Source organism: Xenorhabdus griffiniae (assembly GCF_015163655.1).
GTDB classification, from domain to species: domain Bacteria; phylum Pseudomonadota; class Gammaproteobacteria; order Enterobacterales; family Enterobacteriaceae; genus Xenorhabdus; species Xenorhabdus griffiniae.
In genome coordinates, this window is sequence record NZ_JADEUF010000002.1 from 88,881 (window position 1) to 109,239 (window position 20,359).

General features: G+C 45.6%; 8 protein-coding genes. 3 read left to right on the top strand and 5 right to left on the bottom strand.

The features are described 5' to 3' along the window. Positions 1-34 precede the first annotated feature (34 nt). From IQ211_RS01190 to IQ211_RS01200, 3 genes are all read left to right on the top strand, one after another. On the top strand, positions 35-769 hold the full coding sequence (locus IQ211_RS01190; protein ID WP_189758099.1) for a class I SAM-dependent DNA methyltransferase: 735 nt from the start codon (positions 35-37) through the stop codon (positions 767-769). A 402-nt stretch (positions 770-1,171) separates the two neighbouring features. Continuing rightward, positions 1,172-2,203, top strand: a complete 1,032-nt coding sequence (locus IQ211_RS01195; protein WP_420856228.1) for a methyltransferase — start codon at positions 1,172-1,174, stop codon at positions 2,201-2,203. Positions 2,204-2,272: 69 nt separating this feature from the next. Next, the gene (locus IQ211_RS01200) at positions 2,273-3,811 is read left to right on the top strand and encodes an FAD/NAD(P)-binding protein (RefSeq protein WP_189758098.1); all 1,539 of its coding nucleotides are present in this window, start codon (positions 2,273-2,275) and stop codon (positions 3,809-3,811) included. 216 nt (positions 3,812-4,027) lie between these two features. Here the strand turns inward: IQ211_RS01200 and IQ211_RS01205 are convergent, their stop codons facing one another. The 5 genes from IQ211_RS01205 to rtxA all read right to left on the bottom strand — a co-directional run bounded on the left by IQ211_RS01205 (position 4,028) and on the right by rtxA (position 20,340). Further along, positions 4,028-4,864, bottom strand: coding sequence for an inositol monophosphatase family protein (locus IQ211_RS01205; protein ID WP_189758097.1), 837 nt, complete (start codon positions 4,862-4,864; stop codon positions 4,028-4,030). Between the two features lie 153 nt (positions 4,865-5,017). Beyond that, entirely contained in the window at positions 5,018-5,239 is a 222-nt protein-coding gene (locus tag IQ211_RS01210; RefSeq protein ID WP_189758096.1) for a hypothetical protein, read from the bottom strand. 379 nt (positions 5,240-5,618) lie between these two features. Beyond that, on the bottom strand, positions 5,619-6,026 hold the full coding sequence (locus IQ211_RS01215; protein WP_189758095.1) for a type II toxin-antitoxin system VapC family toxin: 408 nt from the start codon (positions 6,024-6,026) through the stop codon (positions 5,619-5,621). Beyond that, positions 6,026-6,229 carry a type II toxin-antitoxin system VapB family antitoxin gene (locus IQ211_RS01220; protein WP_189758094.1) on the bottom strand — a complete coding sequence of 68 codons (204 nt, stop codon included), beginning with the start codon at positions 6,227-6,229 and terminating at the stop codon, positions 6,026-6,028. Before IQ211_RS01220 ends, IQ211_RS01215 begins: the two co-directional genes overlap by 1 nt. Before the next feature lie 230 nt (positions 6,230-6,459). Continuing rightward, entirely contained in the window at positions 6,460-20,340 is a 13,881-nt protein-coding gene (gene rtxA, locus IQ211_RS01225; protein ID WP_189758093.1) for an MARTX multifunctional-autoprocessing repeats-in-toxin holotoxin RtxA, read from the bottom strand. Between the last annotated feature and the right edge of the window lie 19 nt (positions 20,341-20,359).

The following is a 20,359-nucleotide window of genomic DNA, read 5'->3' on the forward strand; positions in this document are numbered from 1 at the left end:
ATAAAATATCTTAATTTTAATTAAGGACATCATTATGAAAGATAACATCTTATATAATCCTATTGCTCATCTCTACGAAGATTTTTCAGACTCTAGCCCTCAAATAAAAATAGTAGCTCGTACCCTCCTCAATCTGGCAGGGGATGTAAAAGGAAAATCGGTGTTGGATTTAGGATGTGGATATGGCTTATTTAGTCGGGAATTCAGAAACCGTGGTGCCTCAAAAGTGATTGGTGTTGATATATCAGATAAGATGATAGAAATTGCTAAAAACAAATCGCAACAACATGGCGATGATATAGAATATCATATCAGGGATGTCAGCAAAATGGAGTCATTTGGCAAATTTGACCTGATCATTGCCGCCTGGTTATTTTGCCATGCGGAATCACTTGAACAACTTGAAAGTATGTTTCGTGTCATTGCGGATCATCTTAAACCTTCCGGTAAACTCATTGCTTATACATTTGACCCCAATTATCGTTTAGAAAAAGGGAACTATGAAAATTATTGCATAAAGGTTTTAAGTGAAGAGCCTGTGAAAGATACAACGCTTGTGAGGGCTGAATTTCTTACTACCCCACCCAGCCCTTTTACTATGCATCGTTGGAGCCATGACCAATATAAAAACGCCATCACTAAGGCGGGATTAAAATTCGAGTGGCATAAACCCATGCTATTGGAAAGTGACATTGAAAGTTATCCCCCAGGTTTTTGGGATGATTTCCAAAGAAATTGCATTGATGCAGCTTTTGTTTGTCAATTATAAAAAAATAATCCCCTTCTATTTTAGGGAAGTTATTATACCCTGATGTATTTTTCTATTGTATTATTTAATAACTATACCAATCGCCTTTCAATATACATCTTATATCTCCCCCGCTACGCGGGGAGATATAAACAATCACATTGATTTTCAATCGGCAATTTGAAGTTTGATGCGTATATATTCCTCAAAAACTCTCATTATAAACACAACATAACCTCCTCGTAAAAACAACCTTACTCATTATTCTTATTAATAAAAATCATTATAACAATATCCTTTCGTATAAGCTTTTTTGTGATTGAAAAATGAACAATTCTCTGGTTAATAATATGCTTGAAATAATAAGTAAACTTATATTTCTTTAATTTTTATTTTAATAATTACATAATAAATGAGAATCATATGAACATTTTAAATAATAACACAGCAATTTCTAACTACACATCAGCAGCGTTACATTTACTTAATCAAACAATGGGGTATTCTTATCAAGCGGCGCTTCGTGCTGCCGCAGTTCTAGGTGTAGCCGATCATTTGAGCAATGGGCCAAAAACAGTGAATGAACTTGCCAAAACTGTCGGCGCCCAGGAGCAACAACTACACCGAGTTCTGCGGTTGCTCGCCACACGGAATATCTTTCGTGAAACCGAAGAAAATCGGTTTTCACTCACACCAGCCGCAGAGTTCCTGCGCAAAGACACACACCACTCCCTCCGAGCTGCAGTATTGATGCTGACTGACAGGACATTTTGGCAACCTCTTGGTGAGATTGTCGAAAGTGTCCGCGGCAATCCCGCCTTCAAACACCTCTACGGACTTCCTTTCTTTGATTATTGGGCGCAGAAGGACACACCGGCCGATGATTTTCACGCCGGTATGTCTTCAATGTCTAAAGTGGAAAATCTGTTTCTCGTGAACAGTTATGACTTTCCGAAGAACGCGACCGTTGTCGATATCGCTGGTGGATTTGGTGGCCTGTTATTAAGCGTATTACAGGCTAATACCACTCTGCGAGGGATCCTTTTCGACCAACCACACGTACTGGCCAGACACCAACTTGACGCGTTAGGTGACGATACACGTTGGGAGATTACTTCTGGCGACTTTTTCGAGTCATGTCCACAGGGCGATATCTATCTGCTCAAGTACATTATGCACGACTGGCCTGATGAGCAATGTATACGCATCCTACGTAACTGCCGACAAGCGATGTCCCCTGACGGCCGAGTGCTAATCATGGATCCGGTCATCCCTAATGGCAACGTTTCGCACTCAGGTAAGGAAATGGATCTCCTCTGCATGGGGATCTACGAAGGGGGACGCGAACGCACAGAAGATGAGCTACGACAATTGCTGGCTAACGCAGATTTGAAACTCAATCGCGTTATTGATACAGGTTGTTATATTTCGATTGTCGAAGCCACTGCGGGATGAAAGCCTTTGCTTAAGTCAGCCGAATAAAACGTCCTTAATTTCAATATATTTAAAATATAGGAAATGATGATGTCTTTTCAAAAAAGAAGTCTTGCGATTGTCGGAGGCGGGGCTGCGGGCGTGGCAACATTCATCGCAGCAGTGCAACATCGTGTGGCACAAACCATTTATATTATTGAGCCTGGGGCTGTTGGCCCCGGTATGGCCTTTTTCAATCTGGATGGTGATATCCTCTGCAATACCTCAGTTGATACCATGTCCGTCGTGGCAGATAACCCTCTGGATTTTCTGGATTATTTGCATAAACGTGGGCATACCGTTACACCGGAATCTTTCGTACCGCGCCAATGGGTAGGAAATTATCTGAATGAAAAGTTTCTGGAATTTAACACTATCGCTCTCAAGATCGGAATCGATGTTTTCCATATACCCTATGTATTTAAGGGGTTAAAAATCAATTCACATCGGTGTTATACGCTCTGGTACGGTGATACCTTGGCACCTCAATCGCTGGAAGTGACTGATGTCATTTTTTGTACAGGCTTCGGCGCTTCTCGGCTCCCTGAAGTGTTGAAACCCCACTTGGCTCATCCAACTTTTATTCACTGTCCCTATCCAGAGCAAGATATGTTAGCCAGAATACCCTCGCAATCGCGGGTATTGGTTATCGGCAGTAAACTTTCAGCCATCGATGCGGCTATTCTTCTCTGCCGTGAAGGCCATCGCGTCACCATGACATCGCCATCAGGAGATATTCCCGCTGTGCGTTCGCGGCTTATACGAAGTCCTGGAGCCTTCTTTGAGCATGAAAACATAATGTCGATAATGACCCGTAAGGGAAATCAATCGAACCATCCTTTTCCTGACTCATTGAAACGTGCATATCTAAAATATTTCTACCGCGCACTCAACAAATACACCAAGATACCCTGGCGAGAACAGTTTTCTAATGCCAATAGTTATCGGGAACGTCTGCGTGAAGAAATAGCTATTGCCGAGCAAGGAAAGAGTCAATGGCAAGACATGATAGTCAATTTCATGGATGTCATTAATGAAGTGCATTTAAATGATAAAACCTATTTCGACGGTTCATTTCATCCCAACGTCGAAAAAATGCTTCATCGATATATCACTGCCATAGCTTTACCCAATGCACGCAAACTTCTGCACTATATGGATGAGGGTTCTCTGATCATCCAGCAGGGAGAAATTTTAAATGTTGTTATAGAGGAAGGAGAGGCTAATACCTGGTTAGTCAATTTAGGGCAGGATTATCAACCATTTGATGCTGTTGTCGCTGCTGTTGGTTATCACCAACCTGACTTTGTCATTGACGAGGATGGGAAACTTGAGATTGACACTCACGGCCAGCATTCAGAGCGCGCCATATCAATCTCGCCAGAAATGGTCGCCATCCACCCTGACCTTAAGGAAAAGGAAAGCATTTGGTTTGTCGGAACGCCTGCGCATAAGCGGTTATGGGTGCCTAATGCCCTCGTCGTGGTAGCGAATATTGCAACCAAGGTGATTAAGAATATGTTACGCACCGATGTTCAGGCACCATCTGCTGTTGACAACCATGAAAAAGAGCTAGAAATCAGCACATAATTTTAACCCGTTCGTCTGATATGGATCTTCCTTAAGGTTTTAATACCGAAGAGGAAGATCCATGTTAAACATGGTTCATACAATCAGTGGCTTTGTTTAATAACAATCCATGAAATAGCTGATATCATCAAATACAAAATCGTTTAATCTAAACTATACTAATCGTCTTTCAAGATACGTCTTATATCTCCCCGCCTAGCGAGGAGATATAAATAATCACATTGATTTGCAAGCTGGAATTTGCAGTTGGATTGGTATAGATGAATTCATTATCTGCACGACATTATCGAGCAATTTTGGCGTACATGCCGATACCAGGCTACCACCAAATATCACTTTTTCCCGACTGCCATTCAGGGTACAAAAATCACCACCTGCTTCTTTAATACAGGGCAGAATTGCAGCGCTATCCCACGGTTTCATTAAGGTATCAATGGCACAATGCAAGCGACCGGCTGCAACCATGGCATGTTGGTAAGCGTCATTAACAAATGTAAAATCACGCGCTGATTTTACCAGTGAGTCCAAATTATAGGCGACGGTCCCATCGGCAAGATTATAACTCGTACTGTGTATTCCTGAGGCAGTGATCACCGCCTGTTTCACCATTTCTGGTGAATTTTCCGCAATTTTGAGTTGGCGTAGTGGCTTACCTTCGACGCTCATCCAACAACCTTTACCTTTTGCCGCATAAACCACAGTTGAAATCGCCGGAAAACTCATTACCCCAACTACAGGTTCGCCTTGTTCAACAAAGGCAATCAAGGTACTGAACAACGGGATGCCATACAAAAACGCCCTTGTCCCATCAATAGGATCAATAATCCATCCCGATTCAAATTCTTCCGCCCCATTTAATCCAAATTCCTCTCCCCAAACTGGCACCCCCGGACTGCGTTTTTCAAATAGTTCCCGAATTTCTGCTTCCAGCATTAAATCGGTTTGGGTAACAACAGAACGGTCGAATTTATAATCGAACTGCCCCGCACCATAAAAAGCCTCCTGAGTTTTTTTTCTGATAGTGTTCACCGCTTCAAGAGCAATATTTAACATCAGCTTATAGCTCCTTTTATTCTTTCATATATTAGTTTCAGCCGTAATACCAAACCCTGCCTCTAATATACCCTCTTTTTTGAAAGACCAGCCTCCTTTATCATCTGATTCCTAACCAAATTTTACCTTAAGATCACCACTCAGGATTAAATCTCATTGCACTCCATAAAATGCCCCATTTTTATCTTTTTTAACTTCTTCTTCATGCTCTTCTCCCGCTTTACGGATCATGGCAACGACTTCATTCAGTTTATAGTAAGTGGCAAATATTTGAACGACATCGAACCGAAGATTAACTCCTATTAGTGGGCTTGCTGTTATTTCACTGTTAAACTTATAGAATAGATTTGTACCAAGGACGGTTTTATTTCCCAATGTGGCGGTTAAAATTTTATCAGCGAATTCGTATTTTTTATTTATTAACGGCTTTCCTGAGCATTCGTCTGCTCTTATATAAATGGAGAAAAAGATGTAAAACTAATTGCAGGACTTTATTTTAAAAGCCTAAATGGAATGATAGAAGAACGAATACCAAATAAAATACACCTTGCATCCCATTATATAGATAATAAGAGCAAAACGTTTTTTCTACCCGAATATATGTTTAAGTATAATAATGAGTAAATCATGTATATTAGTTTACATCTTATATTTATCAGACTGCCATTAACATTGTTATAAAAAATTAGGATTCATGTGGTTTCAAACCATATGAATCCTATATAAATACTCCCACCAGCTTGACCGGACACTCTCAGGGCGTCACCGAAGGCGTGTCCCGCCCTAATGAAATCGGCTGATAATTCGCATTAAAACGTTTAGCCAGCCCCTCAAGTCGTTTATCTAGCGTCCAGAGCTTCGCTCCTGGTGTTATCATGGTCGATGCCAGCAACGTAATATCAACAAAGCCACATCCAAGCCCGTACAATTTTTTATTTTCAATGAATGCCATCACTTCAGCAATACTGGCGTGATGACTATGTGGTAACAGACCTAGATCACCAAGCGTTCGCTGTCTTGGCGCTGGAGGGGTTCCACAGGCTATCTCAGCCAGTATCATCGGGTGAATTAGAACCAGATCCCAGTTCAGCAACTGAACCAATCCGTCATTCCTGTTTTTGAAGTGGTCAACCCAAACGGACGTATCAACCAAAACAGTCATTATGAGGATGGCTCCTCATGGCGGCGGGGAACCATCTGCATTTCAGGCGATGAACCGCCGAGCGCAGCCAATCTTTTTGCCGCCTGCACACGAACAAACGTTTTCACAGCTTCCCGGAAAATATCGGCTTTATCCATGCCAGGCTCGGCCATTTCTAACGCCTGAGCATATAATGTATCATCAATCGTAACGGTAGTTCGCATAATATTACCTCATTGATTCATATATTGATGCTAATATACATCAAAAATAGAATCAAAACAATTCGACCTATCCCTGCCCGTATGGGTTCCTCATCGTCCTGAATGATAATATTTGGGGACGTATTCACCCGTAATGATGTTCGCCATAAGCGGCTAAATAGTGATAAATCCCAATAACACGTTAATTGAAAAATGGCCCATATTCATGGGCCATTTTGTTAATAAAACTATCAGACTAGTTTAGATTTTCCATTAATGGTATCAGACCAAGCCGTTATAACGGTTGATTTCGATTTACTGTCCAGCGAATCAATCAAGCTGCTGTCTCCCATATTAGGTGCGAATCCACTCATAGCCTGCACCAGGGAATCAACGGCATTGGCAGAGAGTGCTGTATATTCACGCTCGCCCTGTGCATCTTTATCTCCCATTTGGGTGACGATATCCGCTCGGTTGCCATTGAAATAGTCATTGAACGTTACAGAACCCATTGCCTCAAATTCCCCTTGTGCAGAGGTATCTTTGACATTACGCTGGGTCAACAGAACCAAATCGTAACCGCTGCGTTGGAACCACAGGTTTTGCCAATTGATATCGTTGAAAATAATCTTGTCGCCTTGCTTGATATCTTCAACCACGTTATCAATCACATCACCACTGACCACAAAGCTATTCACGCCCGTGCCACCCTTGAAGCGGTTTTGGTATCCACCCAATACCAGCAGATCATCACCATCGCCACCGTTAAGCTGGCTGAACTTAGAGACCACATCGGCAATCAGGTGATCACTACCTGTACCCCCATTGATAACAGCGTGATAACCCATTAATTTGATGGCATTGTTACCTTCCTTGCCATCGACTCGGTTATTGTTGCCGAATACCGTCGCAAAGTCGTTACCTTTACCCAAATCAACCTGATTATTATTGCCAATGGCGACAACGTAATCCTGATCTTCCCCTGCATCAATGCGGTTAAAGTTGCCGGAAGCCACGATATAATCACGTCCCTTGCCGCCATCAATCACGCCACCTTCACCAAAGGCAAAGACCTGATCATCGCCATCTCCCATGTAGGCGTAGTTAATCCGTCCAGCCAATACAGCCACATCATTGCCTGCACCACCAAACATCATGTTTTCACGCCCCATCATGACACCGACATCATTACCCTGGCCTCCTGTGAAAATATTCGAGGTGCCTACGGAATAGAAAACGTCATCACCACGGCCGCCCCAGAAGTTATTGTTATCTCCCAGATACGCACCGAGATCTTTACCGTCACCACCCCAGTTAAAGTTGTAGTTACCCAGAGAAACGTGGATGTCACCATCCCCTTGCAGATGACCGCTATTACGCAGGAAGTCGAAGGTTTTATCCTGCATGTTGAGTAAGTCGGCAGTCAGGTTCTCTTTTAAGTTAGTGACCAGCGATTTCATCTCGGCCTGCTTATCCTGGTTGAACAGCGTTGCAAACAGGTTTGGCAGGTTCAGGGACGTCAGCCCAAAGGCGCGATCTGCCTGTGTCGTTTCTGGTGCTGATGCATCCCCTTTACTGATGGAAACACGCCCTTCCTGATTTTCATCAGGTGCTTTGGCTTTCAGGCCGTGGCTTTCAGCAAAAGATTTCACGCCATCAGCTCCCATATTCAGGCCGGCTTTCAGGCTATCCAGTAATTTTTCTGGATCAGTGAAGGCGTTCAGTTGATCGCCACTGAATTCACCGATGATTTCCAGCATTTCACGCAAAATAGCGACACCATCAACAGACTGACTAGAGCGAGAAACAATACCGCCTTTCGGGGTATAATCCACACCAAAGATATCCGCCAGCGTGGTATCCGCACTAACCCCCGCCAGATTCCCCAGCAATTTGTTTTTGATCTGACGTGGCAAGTCCGTTGGGCTAAAGGTAAACGTGGTTTTTGCCACACCCGTTGAGGTATATTCCTGCGTCATTAGACCAAACAGTGAACCCATATTGGTATCCAGAATCGACTGGATGTTGTCACCAAACATAAAGTTCCAGTTACCCGTCGTAACCTGAATATCCGCACCTTGTCCACCCACGGCAAAGTTGAAGGCTAGTTTTTCATTCGCTTGACGGAATTTATCCGCCCGACTGATTTTACCCATTTCCGGGGTATTGCCATTTCCACTCAACCATTGGTTGTATTTCTTGTTCAGCGTGCTTTCGAGATCATTTTTCAGGCCACGGCTGCTACGTTCATTTTGTGAGTCGAGATCAGTCAACGTCTTATAATCCACACTACTGGTCAAATCGAGACCGGACAGATCACTGACATATTTCTTCGCACTTTCCAATGTCCATTGCTGGTTTTGTGTCGCCAGCCAATCTGGTGAATCAAACGAGCCGGCAATGTTTTGCAATACACCAGAAATACGGGCTGCACCATCAAATGGGTTAACCAACGGTGGGGTTGGAATGGATTTTTCCAACATAACGATGAGATCATTACTGCGTCCCATGTTGAAACTGATGTTGCGGTTGCCGATAAACAGTTGTGCACCCTCAAGTGCCTGATAACCGGCAATATCAATACTGTGCTTGCTGTCACCATTGCCAATGTGAACCATCACATTGTTATCACCAAAGGCCAGAGACTTAAAGCCACCTGTACCAACCTTGATGCCTACGTTGGTCGTGCCCCAGTTAATTGCCGTAAACTCACCATCACCCGCCTGTACCTGAATATTGCCGGAATAACTCAGTTGGTTATTGGATGATGCCGCCGCTGAATGGTTATCCGCCGCATCGCGTTGTTTCGGTGCATGGAATGTCTCGGCATTATCGGCAATCGCACCTTGCGCTTTTGCATCTACACCTGCCTGCCCCACGCGGGACAAATTGATGTCATTTTCAGCAATACCAAAGCGGATTCGTTCGGAGTGACTTTCCACTTCACCGTTGTCATTCCATCCCAGCACCAGCTTATTATCCATCAGCTTGTGAACCCACTGTTCTTGCGCATCTTTTGTGTATTTGCGGCCAATACTGTCTACCGCAACTGCACTGCTGCGAGCCGATACTGTGGTTCGGATACCCTGCTCATCCAGTGCCGAAATAAAGCGGCGAGCAAAACCATCTCGTTTGTCATCACCGATCAAGGAGCAACTGACAAGGCTGATATGATCAGGCATACCAACAGGTTTGAAATCGGTACTGAACTGTTTCAGCCTTAAGGCCAGTTCATCGGCACTATAACCGCTGACACGTGTGTGGTTTTGTAGCGATTTTTCACGCCCATGCCCCACAATCTGCCAGCGTAATTTGCCGGATTGTAATTTATCGGACAAGACAGCGGGATCACCATACACCACACGGTATTGGCCATTGCTGTCGAGCTGAACAATCACAGTGGAATCTGGGTGCTTACCGGCCAAATTCGCGGCAGCTTGCGCAACAATCGGATCATTTTCAGTCTGGATAATAATCTGACCAGCAAAGCGGCTGGCGCTACTTTCAGGCTGGGATTTGACCACAATATTTTCCCAGGCATTGACATCCTGGTTATTCACGTGAATATGACTTTCCAGCGAGTCATCACCTAACGGTTTTTTCACACTATGAGTTGCATCAATTTCTGCCGGTTTCTTGATTGGGGTATCGTCAAACACAGGCAGTTCTAAGATGTCTCGCATCGTGAAGTTCTCAGCCCATCTTGGACGATAAGTTGCCAGAACCTCACCATCCATGACGGCGACACGTTCGAAAACGCTTTCCCCTGCTGCATTCTTCGGCAACTTATAGCTTTGGGCCATGTTTAGATCGGATTCACCGAAGAAACGCGTCACGTAAGCGCCAAACTTCTCCGCCGACGAGAATTCAATAATTCCCACATTGGGATCATAGAAACCATAAACACGATTTTCACCACTGCCTTTCGCCCACGCCGCCATAGCATGGTCTGGGCCATCCAGCTCAAGCAACACTGGCTGACCTTCTGGATTGCCAGCAGTAATTTTCTGGACGACGCCATCGACTGTCAGTGCTTTCGTGTCTTCCAGTTTCTCTTTCCACACTTTCATGGATGTCGCTGACATTGGGTTCTTAGCATGGAGTGCGGCCAAAGATCCCAACAGTTTATTTGCGTTGGCGTGTTCAGCGGCAGAATACCGTTCTGGGTTGTTAAGTACCGCTGCCGCAGAATACATTTTCTCCAGCAATTGACGGGCAACCCCCTCCTGTCCCTCATTTTCAAGTTGTTTCGCAACCAGAACTAGTTTCGACAACGGATCACAACGTCCGCCAAAACCATCATTTGACAGATTCAGCAATAACAATTGGGGTGCCAGTTGTTCACTCGCTTTAGTGTCAGCAATGCCGGTTGAAGCGACATCACGGAACAACCGATTGTATTTTTCAGCTCTTGGCTGGAAGGTGATTTTCAAGGCGCGGCTTTCAATTTCCCAAGCCAAAGCGCCTTTCTGTTCCAGGCTCCAGTTACCCTTAACCAGCAAATCCACCAGTTGTTTGATATTCATGTTTGGACGGAAACCATCCACGATCTGTTCTGCATGGCCTTGTTTGTAACCCGCCAGAAAATCTTCGGTTGTACGAATATCTGTCAGCTTCTTCCCTGGGCCGGCTGGCTGTGGTTTTATTGCTTCACCGTAACGTTTAAGGTCGTTATCAATACCTTTGAGTACTTCTGGTTCGTCAGGCTGAGGTTTCGCATCAAACAAGTTCGTGACAATCTGCTTGGCATACAGATTCATCAAACGACTGCTCTCTTCATGACCATAGGAAGTCAGTTCGCCTGATACCTGATAACCCTCGACCAGCAGTTTGCTACGCAGTTTTTCCCCTTCTTTGCCCAACCCTTCATTATCGGACAATAGCATGATTGGCGTCTGTTTCGAGATACCTTGCAGGTTTTTCTCCACCGAGAACTGGCCATTAAAAAATTTGGCTACTCCTGCTGTGAAGCCCGCAGGGTTCCACATTTCATGGGCGGTAATCGCTTTGGTCATACTTGGCATTGGCCTGTCAAGCAACAAACCAGAGACGGCTTGTCCGTTGCGCTCGGCATAACGGGCAAGATCTGCCGCAACAGCCCCACCCATAGAATAACCATGAATGATGATATTTTCGGGCTTGATGCCACGGTCATTAACTAAATATTTGAACATGGTACGGGCATCCTGATAGAGCCCTTTTTCGCTTGGATGACCATCACTGGAGCCGTAACCCCGCATGTTCACCGCCAGCATATCAACACCCTGTTTTTGGTAATGGATTTGGATAGTACTGGACTGATCTTCCGCAGATGAACCGGTACCGTGGATGAAAAGAACGACTTTTTTGGCCGAGTCAGGTTCATTCTGATCGGTTTGATCGCCACTATGGTAATAACCAGTTAGGCGTCCAGCTTCACCCTGTAGCGTGATTTTATTCGCTGCGCCTTTCGTCACAGCCTCATCTAATATTAATTGAGTGCCATAATCGACTTCACGACGCTGTTCTCTGGCGCCGAAAAGCTGATTGTTCATGAGACGCGTTATTGGATTGGCGGGGTCACTGTCACGCAGTGGTGTGCCATCGTGATCAATAGCCACTTTTTCCAGCACGTCATCTTTCTTATCGGCATGATCCAAAACTTCCAGCTCGCCACTGACAACGCGATTTGGATCATGCAGGATTTTTTCCCCCTGCGCTTCCTGCAATGCCTGGGCAAAGTTGAATAGTTCGGTTGGCGTCCAGACACCAAATTTTGGTCGCCATGTATGACCGATAACGTTATCAGCACCTCCCGCCTTAAGCACTCTGGCAACAATGCTTGAACAGTTTTTTGTCAGAAGTTGATAACGCGTATCTGGTTTTTCGCTGATTTTCCGCCATTCTTCCCGCATTGCGGCCGTATCCAATCCAGCCAGATTGATGCGGAATACTCGCCCATCATCGCCATCACTGGCCTTGAAATCCCGAATATCGTCTAGAAGATGGTCTTGTTTTCGTTCAATAAACTTCTGGATAACATTGGCAACGCGTTTTTTTGTTAATTCAGGGGGTTGCGTGGCAGCCTTGCGCAGAACCTCAGCAAATTGTTTGCCCATTTCAAATACATCCACACCACCCTCTTCCAATTTTCTGAGGAATGGTCGAGCAAACACTTCTGGTATGCCGTAACTGCCCAGCAAGCGAGGATTTTCCAGTAAAGTAGTGGCAAGCTCTTCGCTGGTATCCGCGAATGTTTTATCAACGCCTTTCGCAACCTGAAGTTCTTCATCAAGCTGCTTGTAGACAACATACTGCATACCAAAGTTATCTTGTTCTTCAGAATCAACATCCAGTCCCAGGGTTTGATTCTGGGTTGCAGATTGACTCAAATCACGCCAGCGTACATGAGAAAAATTATTTAAGATATGAGCAGGATCAGAAGACTTACCCCATTTCGGCCACCAACTGACGTAATTTTTCTGATTGAATTCATTGGCATTTTCTGTGATCTGGATACGCCCTTGGCCAATCTGCAAGGCAGCATGTCCCAATTGGCTGTGATCACTTGGTTTCCAGACAAACAACGTTGCGCTCACCGGAGACAGTTGTTGTTCCACCGCCTGATGTATCTTTCTCAAGCCTGAGATATCAATCCCCTTGCCATCTTTCGACAATTCATGGGGTTGCAGGGTTGCAAAGGCGTTTTCTGCTACTGACTGACCATATTCATTGCTCACAGCCGCCTTGATCTGTTCAACCGCTTTTTCTGCACTCTCCGTTTTCATCGCAATCTGGATATTGGATTTACCGCGGGTAACAAAATTCCCTTGTTCATCAATATAAAGATGCTTGGAGTCTTTGAGGTTAGCATTACCCAGTTTGTTATAGAGATCGCTAAAACTACCTTTACCTGAACTTTCGACGGTCGGTTCAGCCAATGTCAGCGACTCTTCTATCCGCACATTGATCTGTGACAGCAAGTTTTTCAACGCCGGGGTACGTTCTGAATCAGGGTGCCCTAACAGATAACTTTCAACCTGATGACGCAAATGTGCCAGTTTTTCCACTGCTTCCAGTTCATAATCCTGGCTGTCTTGCAGAGTATTTTCATAGCTTTTTAATGCTTCCAGGACATTACGATAACTGTCGCCCAGAATTTTGCCCTTAACATAGGCCGCTTCCTGTAACTTCGTTGCAGACATCAGGTCAGTTTGCGGTTTATAACGCCAGCTACCCTCCGCTTTTTCAGCGATAATGCGAGTACGTCCGTGTTCGTGGGAAACAATGCGATCTTTCACCAAATGCAATTCATCAGGCAATTGGTCGTAATGGTTATAGTTGGCGAGAATAAAACGCTCAACAGATTTAATCTGAGCGGAATCTTTTGGATTTTCCAACATGATAGTTTTGAAGCTATCACTGTTCTTACCCGGCCAAGGGCGGACTTCAAAACCCTCACCCTCAGCTTCACTCACCAACAAATTGCGTTCTGCACGCAAGCCATAGAATGGTAAGGCTTGATTCAGCAGGTTATCAATGGCACTGGTTTTGATATCCAAATCAACCAATGTATACGGTTTATATTTGTCAGGGTCCAATGCAAGCAGCCTTTCCTGCTCTGCAAAGCTGAGAGAATTAAAACGCACTTTTACAGTCACACCGGCTTCAGTCAATCTGCGGCCAAGGGATTCAGGTGACGCGCCTTTATACTCTTCATCAGCTTTATCCAACAGGCGAATTTCCCCGATCAGGCCCTCACGCTGTAATTGACGCAACACAGGTAATTCAACATTCCAGAAATAGTTGCCAAGAGGCAATCCGCCTTCCGAAATGAGATAAACATCGTTACGTGAGCCAGTTGCATAGAGGGAACTCCAGAATCCGGTATTGCTGCGTGCAGAAGCCAAAATGGACGATTTCACCGTTTCCTTTTCCGCAATCCCACTAGGCGATAAGCTAGTCCAATTCATCAGCATTCTGTTCAGGGCAATAGCAAACTCGTTACCTTTGACATCAATATCGTAAACCACCTTCTTGCCATCAGTCTGTATTGCATCAAGAATTTCACGGGATTTCTCAAGCCCCTTAGGCCCCTTGCCAGACCAAAAGGTAACAATACTGTTATCACCATGTACAGGCTCGAAACTATAACCATAGCTTTCCAGTTTCGAAACGAATTCAACGCGCTTGTCCCAGTCGTAATCAATGGTGGCATCAACAAAGAGTCTTACCAGTGAAGGGAACTGGTCTTTCGGTATAATCGTATTCTTTATTTTTTTAAATAATTTTTTCAGTGAAGCGATCTGGGCTTTCGATAGATTACTCGTATCCCCTAACTGTGGATCAATAATATAGGCGACCATTTTCTGTCTGAGGTCATCCGGTATATCTGCATCCACGCGATCAAACCCCGGCACGGGAATATATTTTTCCTTTTCCGGGGCAAGTTTGTTGTCTTTATCTAACCAACGGTAAACATTGGCGACTTTTTGTGCCTTGCTTGCAACAGAATAACCAGTTTCAACCGGAGCCACCGAATCTTGCTGGGCATGTTCTTCACCCAGCGCTTTCAGGCCACTGAGATCCAATCCCGAAATTCTCGGAGTATCCCTGATCCATTCAGTCACCACGGCAGAAGGTTGGCTAATCACCTGATTATCTGACGTTTCGCCATGAACAGACGTTAACACTTTTTTGGCACGTATCCCTGCATTGATCTGCAAGCGGTTTAAGGCAGCTTTGGCATTATCAAGTTCGCTCAGATCCTTATCCAGCTCTTGTAATTGCTCACTGAATCGACCATCAGCCTGAACAGTCGAATTGGCATTGATATTACTCTTGGATTTTTCTGCTTGTTCAATGTTTTCAGAGTAATTAGCGTTATAAGTTTTACCGGACAGACCACTGCCTGTTGCGCCTGTACGAGCCGGTTTATGGCTGTTATCCAGTTTTGAACCCTTGGCATCATGTTGCACTTGCGCAGTTTTATTGTCTGCCGCAGAGACTTCATGCTGACCATGCTGCTCTGCTTGTTGTACGGCCAGATTACCCACATGTTCTGCCCGCTTAGCTTTTAGCTCACGATCAAGGGCTTCTTTCTTCCTGTTTCTAGCCTGAATGAGCGCGTCTTCAATATCTTGCTCAGCATCTTGTTGATTTTGCTCAGCCTTAAGTGCACCCATTTCTGATTTAGCGACAGCATCTTTAGTATCGCCCAAACGCGCTGCTATCACTTCCTGGATATTATCCAATTGATTCTGCGCAGTTTCACCAGACTGATTCAATTCGGTTTGAATACGCTGCTGTAAACCAGCCGCGAACTGATCACGCCATTGTTGGCCTGATTCACCATGATGGCTGGCATGGATATCCAGTGTTTCCAGCCCCTTAACCTGCGCCAGCATCTCATCTGTCACCGCCTGCGCTTCTTCTTTGATGGCATTACTCTGGCTCTGCCCGTTAGCGTTCAGGGCATCCAGATCTGTCGCTTCCAGTTGTGACTGGGTGCCAGCAATCGCTGCAAGTTGCTTATCTTTTTCCTGAGCCAAACGTTGGCTATCGGCTTCTGCTGTGTCCTTGTCCTGCAAGGCATTGTGTGCCGCTTTATCCTGTTTCACATGGTCAGCAACCCCACTGTCTTTCAGTTCAGCAGTTGCAACTACATTATCCAGCACATAACCAAAACCATCATTTAAGCCAATTCCAGAAAATGCCAGCCGGTTACTTCCCGCATTGGCGGTTAAGGTCAGTATTTTGTTTTGCCACTCACTGTCACCATTGGAGGCTGCAAAAACAACCTTGCCATTCCACCACACTTCCAGCCCATTATCCGCAGAGCTGTCAGCACGCCTTGCAAAATCGAACTTAACCGTAATTTCTTCACCCGCCGTTAAGTTCTGGATATCCTGATAGATATTTGTGTTACCACTGACATCAAGTTCACTGACCCGCTTACCATGCCCTTCATCACTCAATCCATATGCCTTGGCTGAATGGTTAGCTTCAATGCCATTGGTGGATTTCCATCCCACAACACCTTGTTCAAAATCACCATTGACGATTAAATTGGGTGGTCGATTCGGGTTCAGATATTTTTTACTGCCAAGTGTCTTATCGATCCCTGCAATATCTGGGGTATCTACACCGGTCACAGCCCCTTTCAAATCTTTTGCCAAATCTGATGAGATTTCATTAACTTCGGTCAGTTTGAAACCATTTAAGGAAGAAACCTCCGGCAGGTCAATGGCGCCTCGCCCTTTATGGGTTCCTGATGTCGTGGCTTCATCGCCATTCACCAGATAATTGATGCCCTGACTGCCCGCGTGACCCAGTACGGTTTGTTTGAGATTGTCAAACAGTGCATTCAGTTTATTGCTCTGGGTATTGCTTTCCGCCACCGCAAGGCTATAAAAATCACCATTACCCACCTGAATTGCCACGTTGTTACGCGCATAAGAAGCGTTAACGTTCAGGCCATCACCCACACGGATATTGGCATTGCCCTTGCCCTTCATGACGGAAACATTCAGACCGTCACCCACACGGGTATTGACGTTGAATTTACCCCAAGCCACATTGACGGAAACCCCATCGCCGACTTTGGTATTGATGTTCAGGTCGCCATGAACCGCAGTCACGCTAAGGCCATTCCCCACTGTGGTGGTGATATTGCCCTTACCTTTGGCCGCCGTAACTTGCATACCATCACCCACTTTGGTGACGACATTGCCCTGGCTCCATAACACATTGAAGCTATCCCCATGCCCGATTTGGGTGACGATATTAGCCTCACCCTTAGCGAGTACAACGTTACGACCATCACCGACTTTGGTGATGACATTAGCCTTGCCCCACGCACCGGTATAGTCATCACCGTTGCCAACATGGGTGACGATATTGGCTTGCCCTTGGACAACGGTCACTTCCTGACCATCGCCGATCTTAGTAATGATATTTGCATCACCTTTGGCAAAGTTATAGCGATCGCCGTGACCAGCCTGAGTCAAGATATTGGCTTTACCCCAGGCGGCATTGATGCCCAACCCATCACCCACTTTAGTGATGATATTGCCTTCCCCTTTGGCAAATCCGACCGTTGTGCCGTCACCAACATGGGTCATGATATTGCCGATTTTAGAAACCAGCAGGCCGACCGCACTTCCATCACCGACTTTGGTCAGGATATTGCCTTTGCCCATCAACACGGCTGCCGTTGTGCTATTGCCTTCCTGATTAACATGGGTCACCACATTGGCTTCAGAAGCGGCCACAACGCCCATAAAATCATTGCCGACTTTTGTCACAATGTTGGCTTTGCCTAATGCCAATACACCGGTTAAACCATCACCGACATGGGTCATAATATTGGCTTCGCCAAACATGGCGGCCAATGTTGTGCCATCACCCACTTTGGTCATGATGTTGGCTTTACCCGCAAACAAACCAATGCTGGTGCCGTCTCCGACATGGGTATAAATGTTGGCGTTACCCACCATCAATGCTGCGGTCAGATCATCCCCCACTTTGGTCAGCACGTTTGCTCCACCAATCATGGCCGCAAAAGTGGAACCATCACCAATCTGGGTAAAGATATTGCCTTTACCAATCATGGCAGACAGGGCATCGCCATCGCCAACTTTGGTCGCAATATTGCCTTTGGCGATCATCAAAGCAACACTCTTGCCATCACCAACGTGGGTGTATACGTTGCCTAATGCCAGCATCAAGGCCAGTGCATCGCCATCGCCAACTTTCGTGAAGATATTGACTTTCCCGCCCATCAACGCCCAGGCATTGCCTTCACCCACATGAGTGAAAATATTGCCTGCACCAATCATCGCCGCAATGGTTGTACCATCACCCACTTTGGTGAAAATATTACCCAGCGCACCCATCACACCCAGCGTTTGCCCATCACCAACATGGGTCAAAACGTTACCCAGACCTAACATAATGCCGGTCGTATCACCCTGGCCAACTTTGGTCAGGATATTGGCTCCACCCAACATAACACCGGTCGTTTTGCCATCCCCCATATGGGTCAGGACATTACCGCCACCGCCCATGACGGCCTGGACATTACCTTTGCCCTTTTTCGTCAGGATATTGGCACCGCCCAACGCAATTGCCGATGTATTTGCAGAACTGGAATCCGACGCTTCATTATGGCTAATATGGGTAATAATATTGGCTCCACCTAGCATGGAAGATTCCAAATCACCTTCACCGACTTTGGTCAGAATATTAGTGCCACCCGCCAGTATTGATGCGACATTACCGTTCCCCATCTTGGTCAGAACATTGGCACCGCCAATGCCCGTCCAGAACGCATCACCATGACCGATTTGGGTATGGGTATTGAAACCACCGCCCATTGCAACGCGACTGTTGCCGTTACCTTTGTGAATAGAGATATTGCCAACCGCCAGAAGGTGAGCAAGATAGCGGCCATCGCCAACGCGAACCAACACGTTTGCTGCCCCACCCGCATTGACATGCATCTCGCCGCTCCGGCTTTGGTGCAGCAATACGTTGGCAATGCCAGCACCGTCAAAGTCCAGGTTACCTTCTTTGCCTTTTTTGATGATGATGTTTGCGCCACCACCACCTGCGAAGGTGGTATCACCGAATTCAGAGCTATGTTCAATTACGTTCGCAATGCCCGCACCTTTGAAGCTGACATTGCCACGAGTCACGTTGGATTTGATGAGGTTGCCACCACCGGCACCAACATAATAAATATTACCGGAACTGTCATTACTGCCAGTTGCTGAGTTGAACAGTTCAAGATCACTATATTCATGCATATCAGGCACACGACTGGAGGTTGTGCGCACAGTATTAACGCTGTAATGCAGATCACTTAGTGAGTAGCTACCGGTTCCCATATAGTGGTAACCATTGGCAAGAGAGATATCGGTGTTCGCCAGATTAGCGGTATGGTTGCCTTCTTTATACCAAGGGCGAGCGATATATCGCAGCACGCCTGTATTAGGATCATTCTTTAGTTCAACTACCACGACCTTGGTATATTCGCCAAGTTGCTTACCATAAATATAGGTGTTCGGCATCCGGTTGGATTTGACGGCTTTTACATCAACGGTGGTTCCATCACGATAAATAGCATAACCGCCCATTTTGGCATCAGACAAAGTAATATCTGCTGCGTTAATCTGGACACCATTACCATAATCTACCCATTGGTTTTCTGTCAGCTTTTTCTCAACCGCATGGATCGTGATCGGTTTCTGTTGTTCAACGATCAGGTTTGACAACGTGTATGCGCCGTCTTCATCGACTGAATTAAAACCACCTTGATCTGAAATATCTTGTTTTTCCAGCCCCTTGAGATGTTTCCCCGCTTTAAACCAGGCAGTCGAAATGTACCTCAATTTGCCTGTTTCGGGATCATTGCGCAGTTGAACCTTGTTGATTTTAGTGTAAGTACCATCCTCAAACGCAAACAGGTAAGTGTTTGGCTCCCGCGCCGATTTAACTCCTGTCACCTGATGGGAGTTGCCAATCCATGCGCCACTCATGGTTGCCGTTGTCAGCACAACCTCTTCAGCTTTGGCGTATTCCATCCCTTCGCTGCTGAAATCATTGGCGGCTCCTTTGCGGATAATTTCGTTATAAGCACCGCCACCTGTAAAATTGATATTACCGTGCGCAACATCAGAGTAAATGCGGTTATAACCGCCTACGCCTTCAAACCGGATATTCCCACGAGTTTCAGAGTAGGTATCAGTCGCCTGACGTATACGCTCGATACGGTTATAAGCCGCACCACCACTGTACGTAATATCACCGTCCTTGCCCGTGTGCGTTATCGATACCCCACCAGCAACACCAGAAAATTCAATATTTCCGTCATTATCTTTGTCAATTTCTGCGTAGCCTGCTCCTCCTTTGACCGTCAGGTTTCCAGTGGTGTCAATAATCTTAAGATAGGCGGCTCCTCCTACAACGGTATCATGTCCAGATCCCGTATACACCGTAGCCCCAATCGATCCCACTGTAATATGGTCATTGCCGCCGTAAGCATATATATTTCCGCCAAATCCAATGGCCTTAATGCTGTTATCACCATCATCGGCGAAGTAATTCCCCGTAACGAAGTATTCAACACTTCTCCAAAATGGTTTTCCCATATATCAATCTCTGAGTAAA

Bases quoted from the DNA above. Each gene is read 5' to 3' on its own strand.
- IQ211_RS01195 (WP_420856228.1), top strand. From the start codon at position 1,172: ATGAACATTTTAAATAATAACACAGCAATTTCTAACTACACATCAGCA.
- IQ211_RS01190 (WP_189758099.1), top strand. From the start codon at position 35: ATGAAAGATAACATCTTATATAATCCTATTGCTCATCTCTACGAAGAT.
- IQ211_RS01205 (WP_189758097.1), bottom strand. From the start codon at position 4,864: ATGTTAAATATTGCTCTTGAAGCGGTGAACACTATCAGAAAAAAAACT.
- IQ211_RS01200 (WP_189758098.1), top strand. From the start codon at position 2,273: ATGTCTTTTCAAAAAAGAAGTCTTGCGATTGTCGGAGGCGGGGCTGCG.
- rtxA (WP_189758093.1), bottom strand. From the start codon at position 20,340: ATGGGAAAACCATTTTGGAGAAGTGTTGAATACTTCGTTACGGGGAAT.
- IQ211_RS01220 (WP_189758094.1), bottom strand. From the start codon at position 6,229: ATGCGAACTACCGTTACGATTGATGATACATTATATGCTCAGGCGTTA.
- IQ211_RS01215 (WP_189758095.1), bottom strand. From the start codon at position 6,026: ATGACTGTTTTGGTTGATACGTCCGTTTGGGTTGACCACTTCAAAAAC.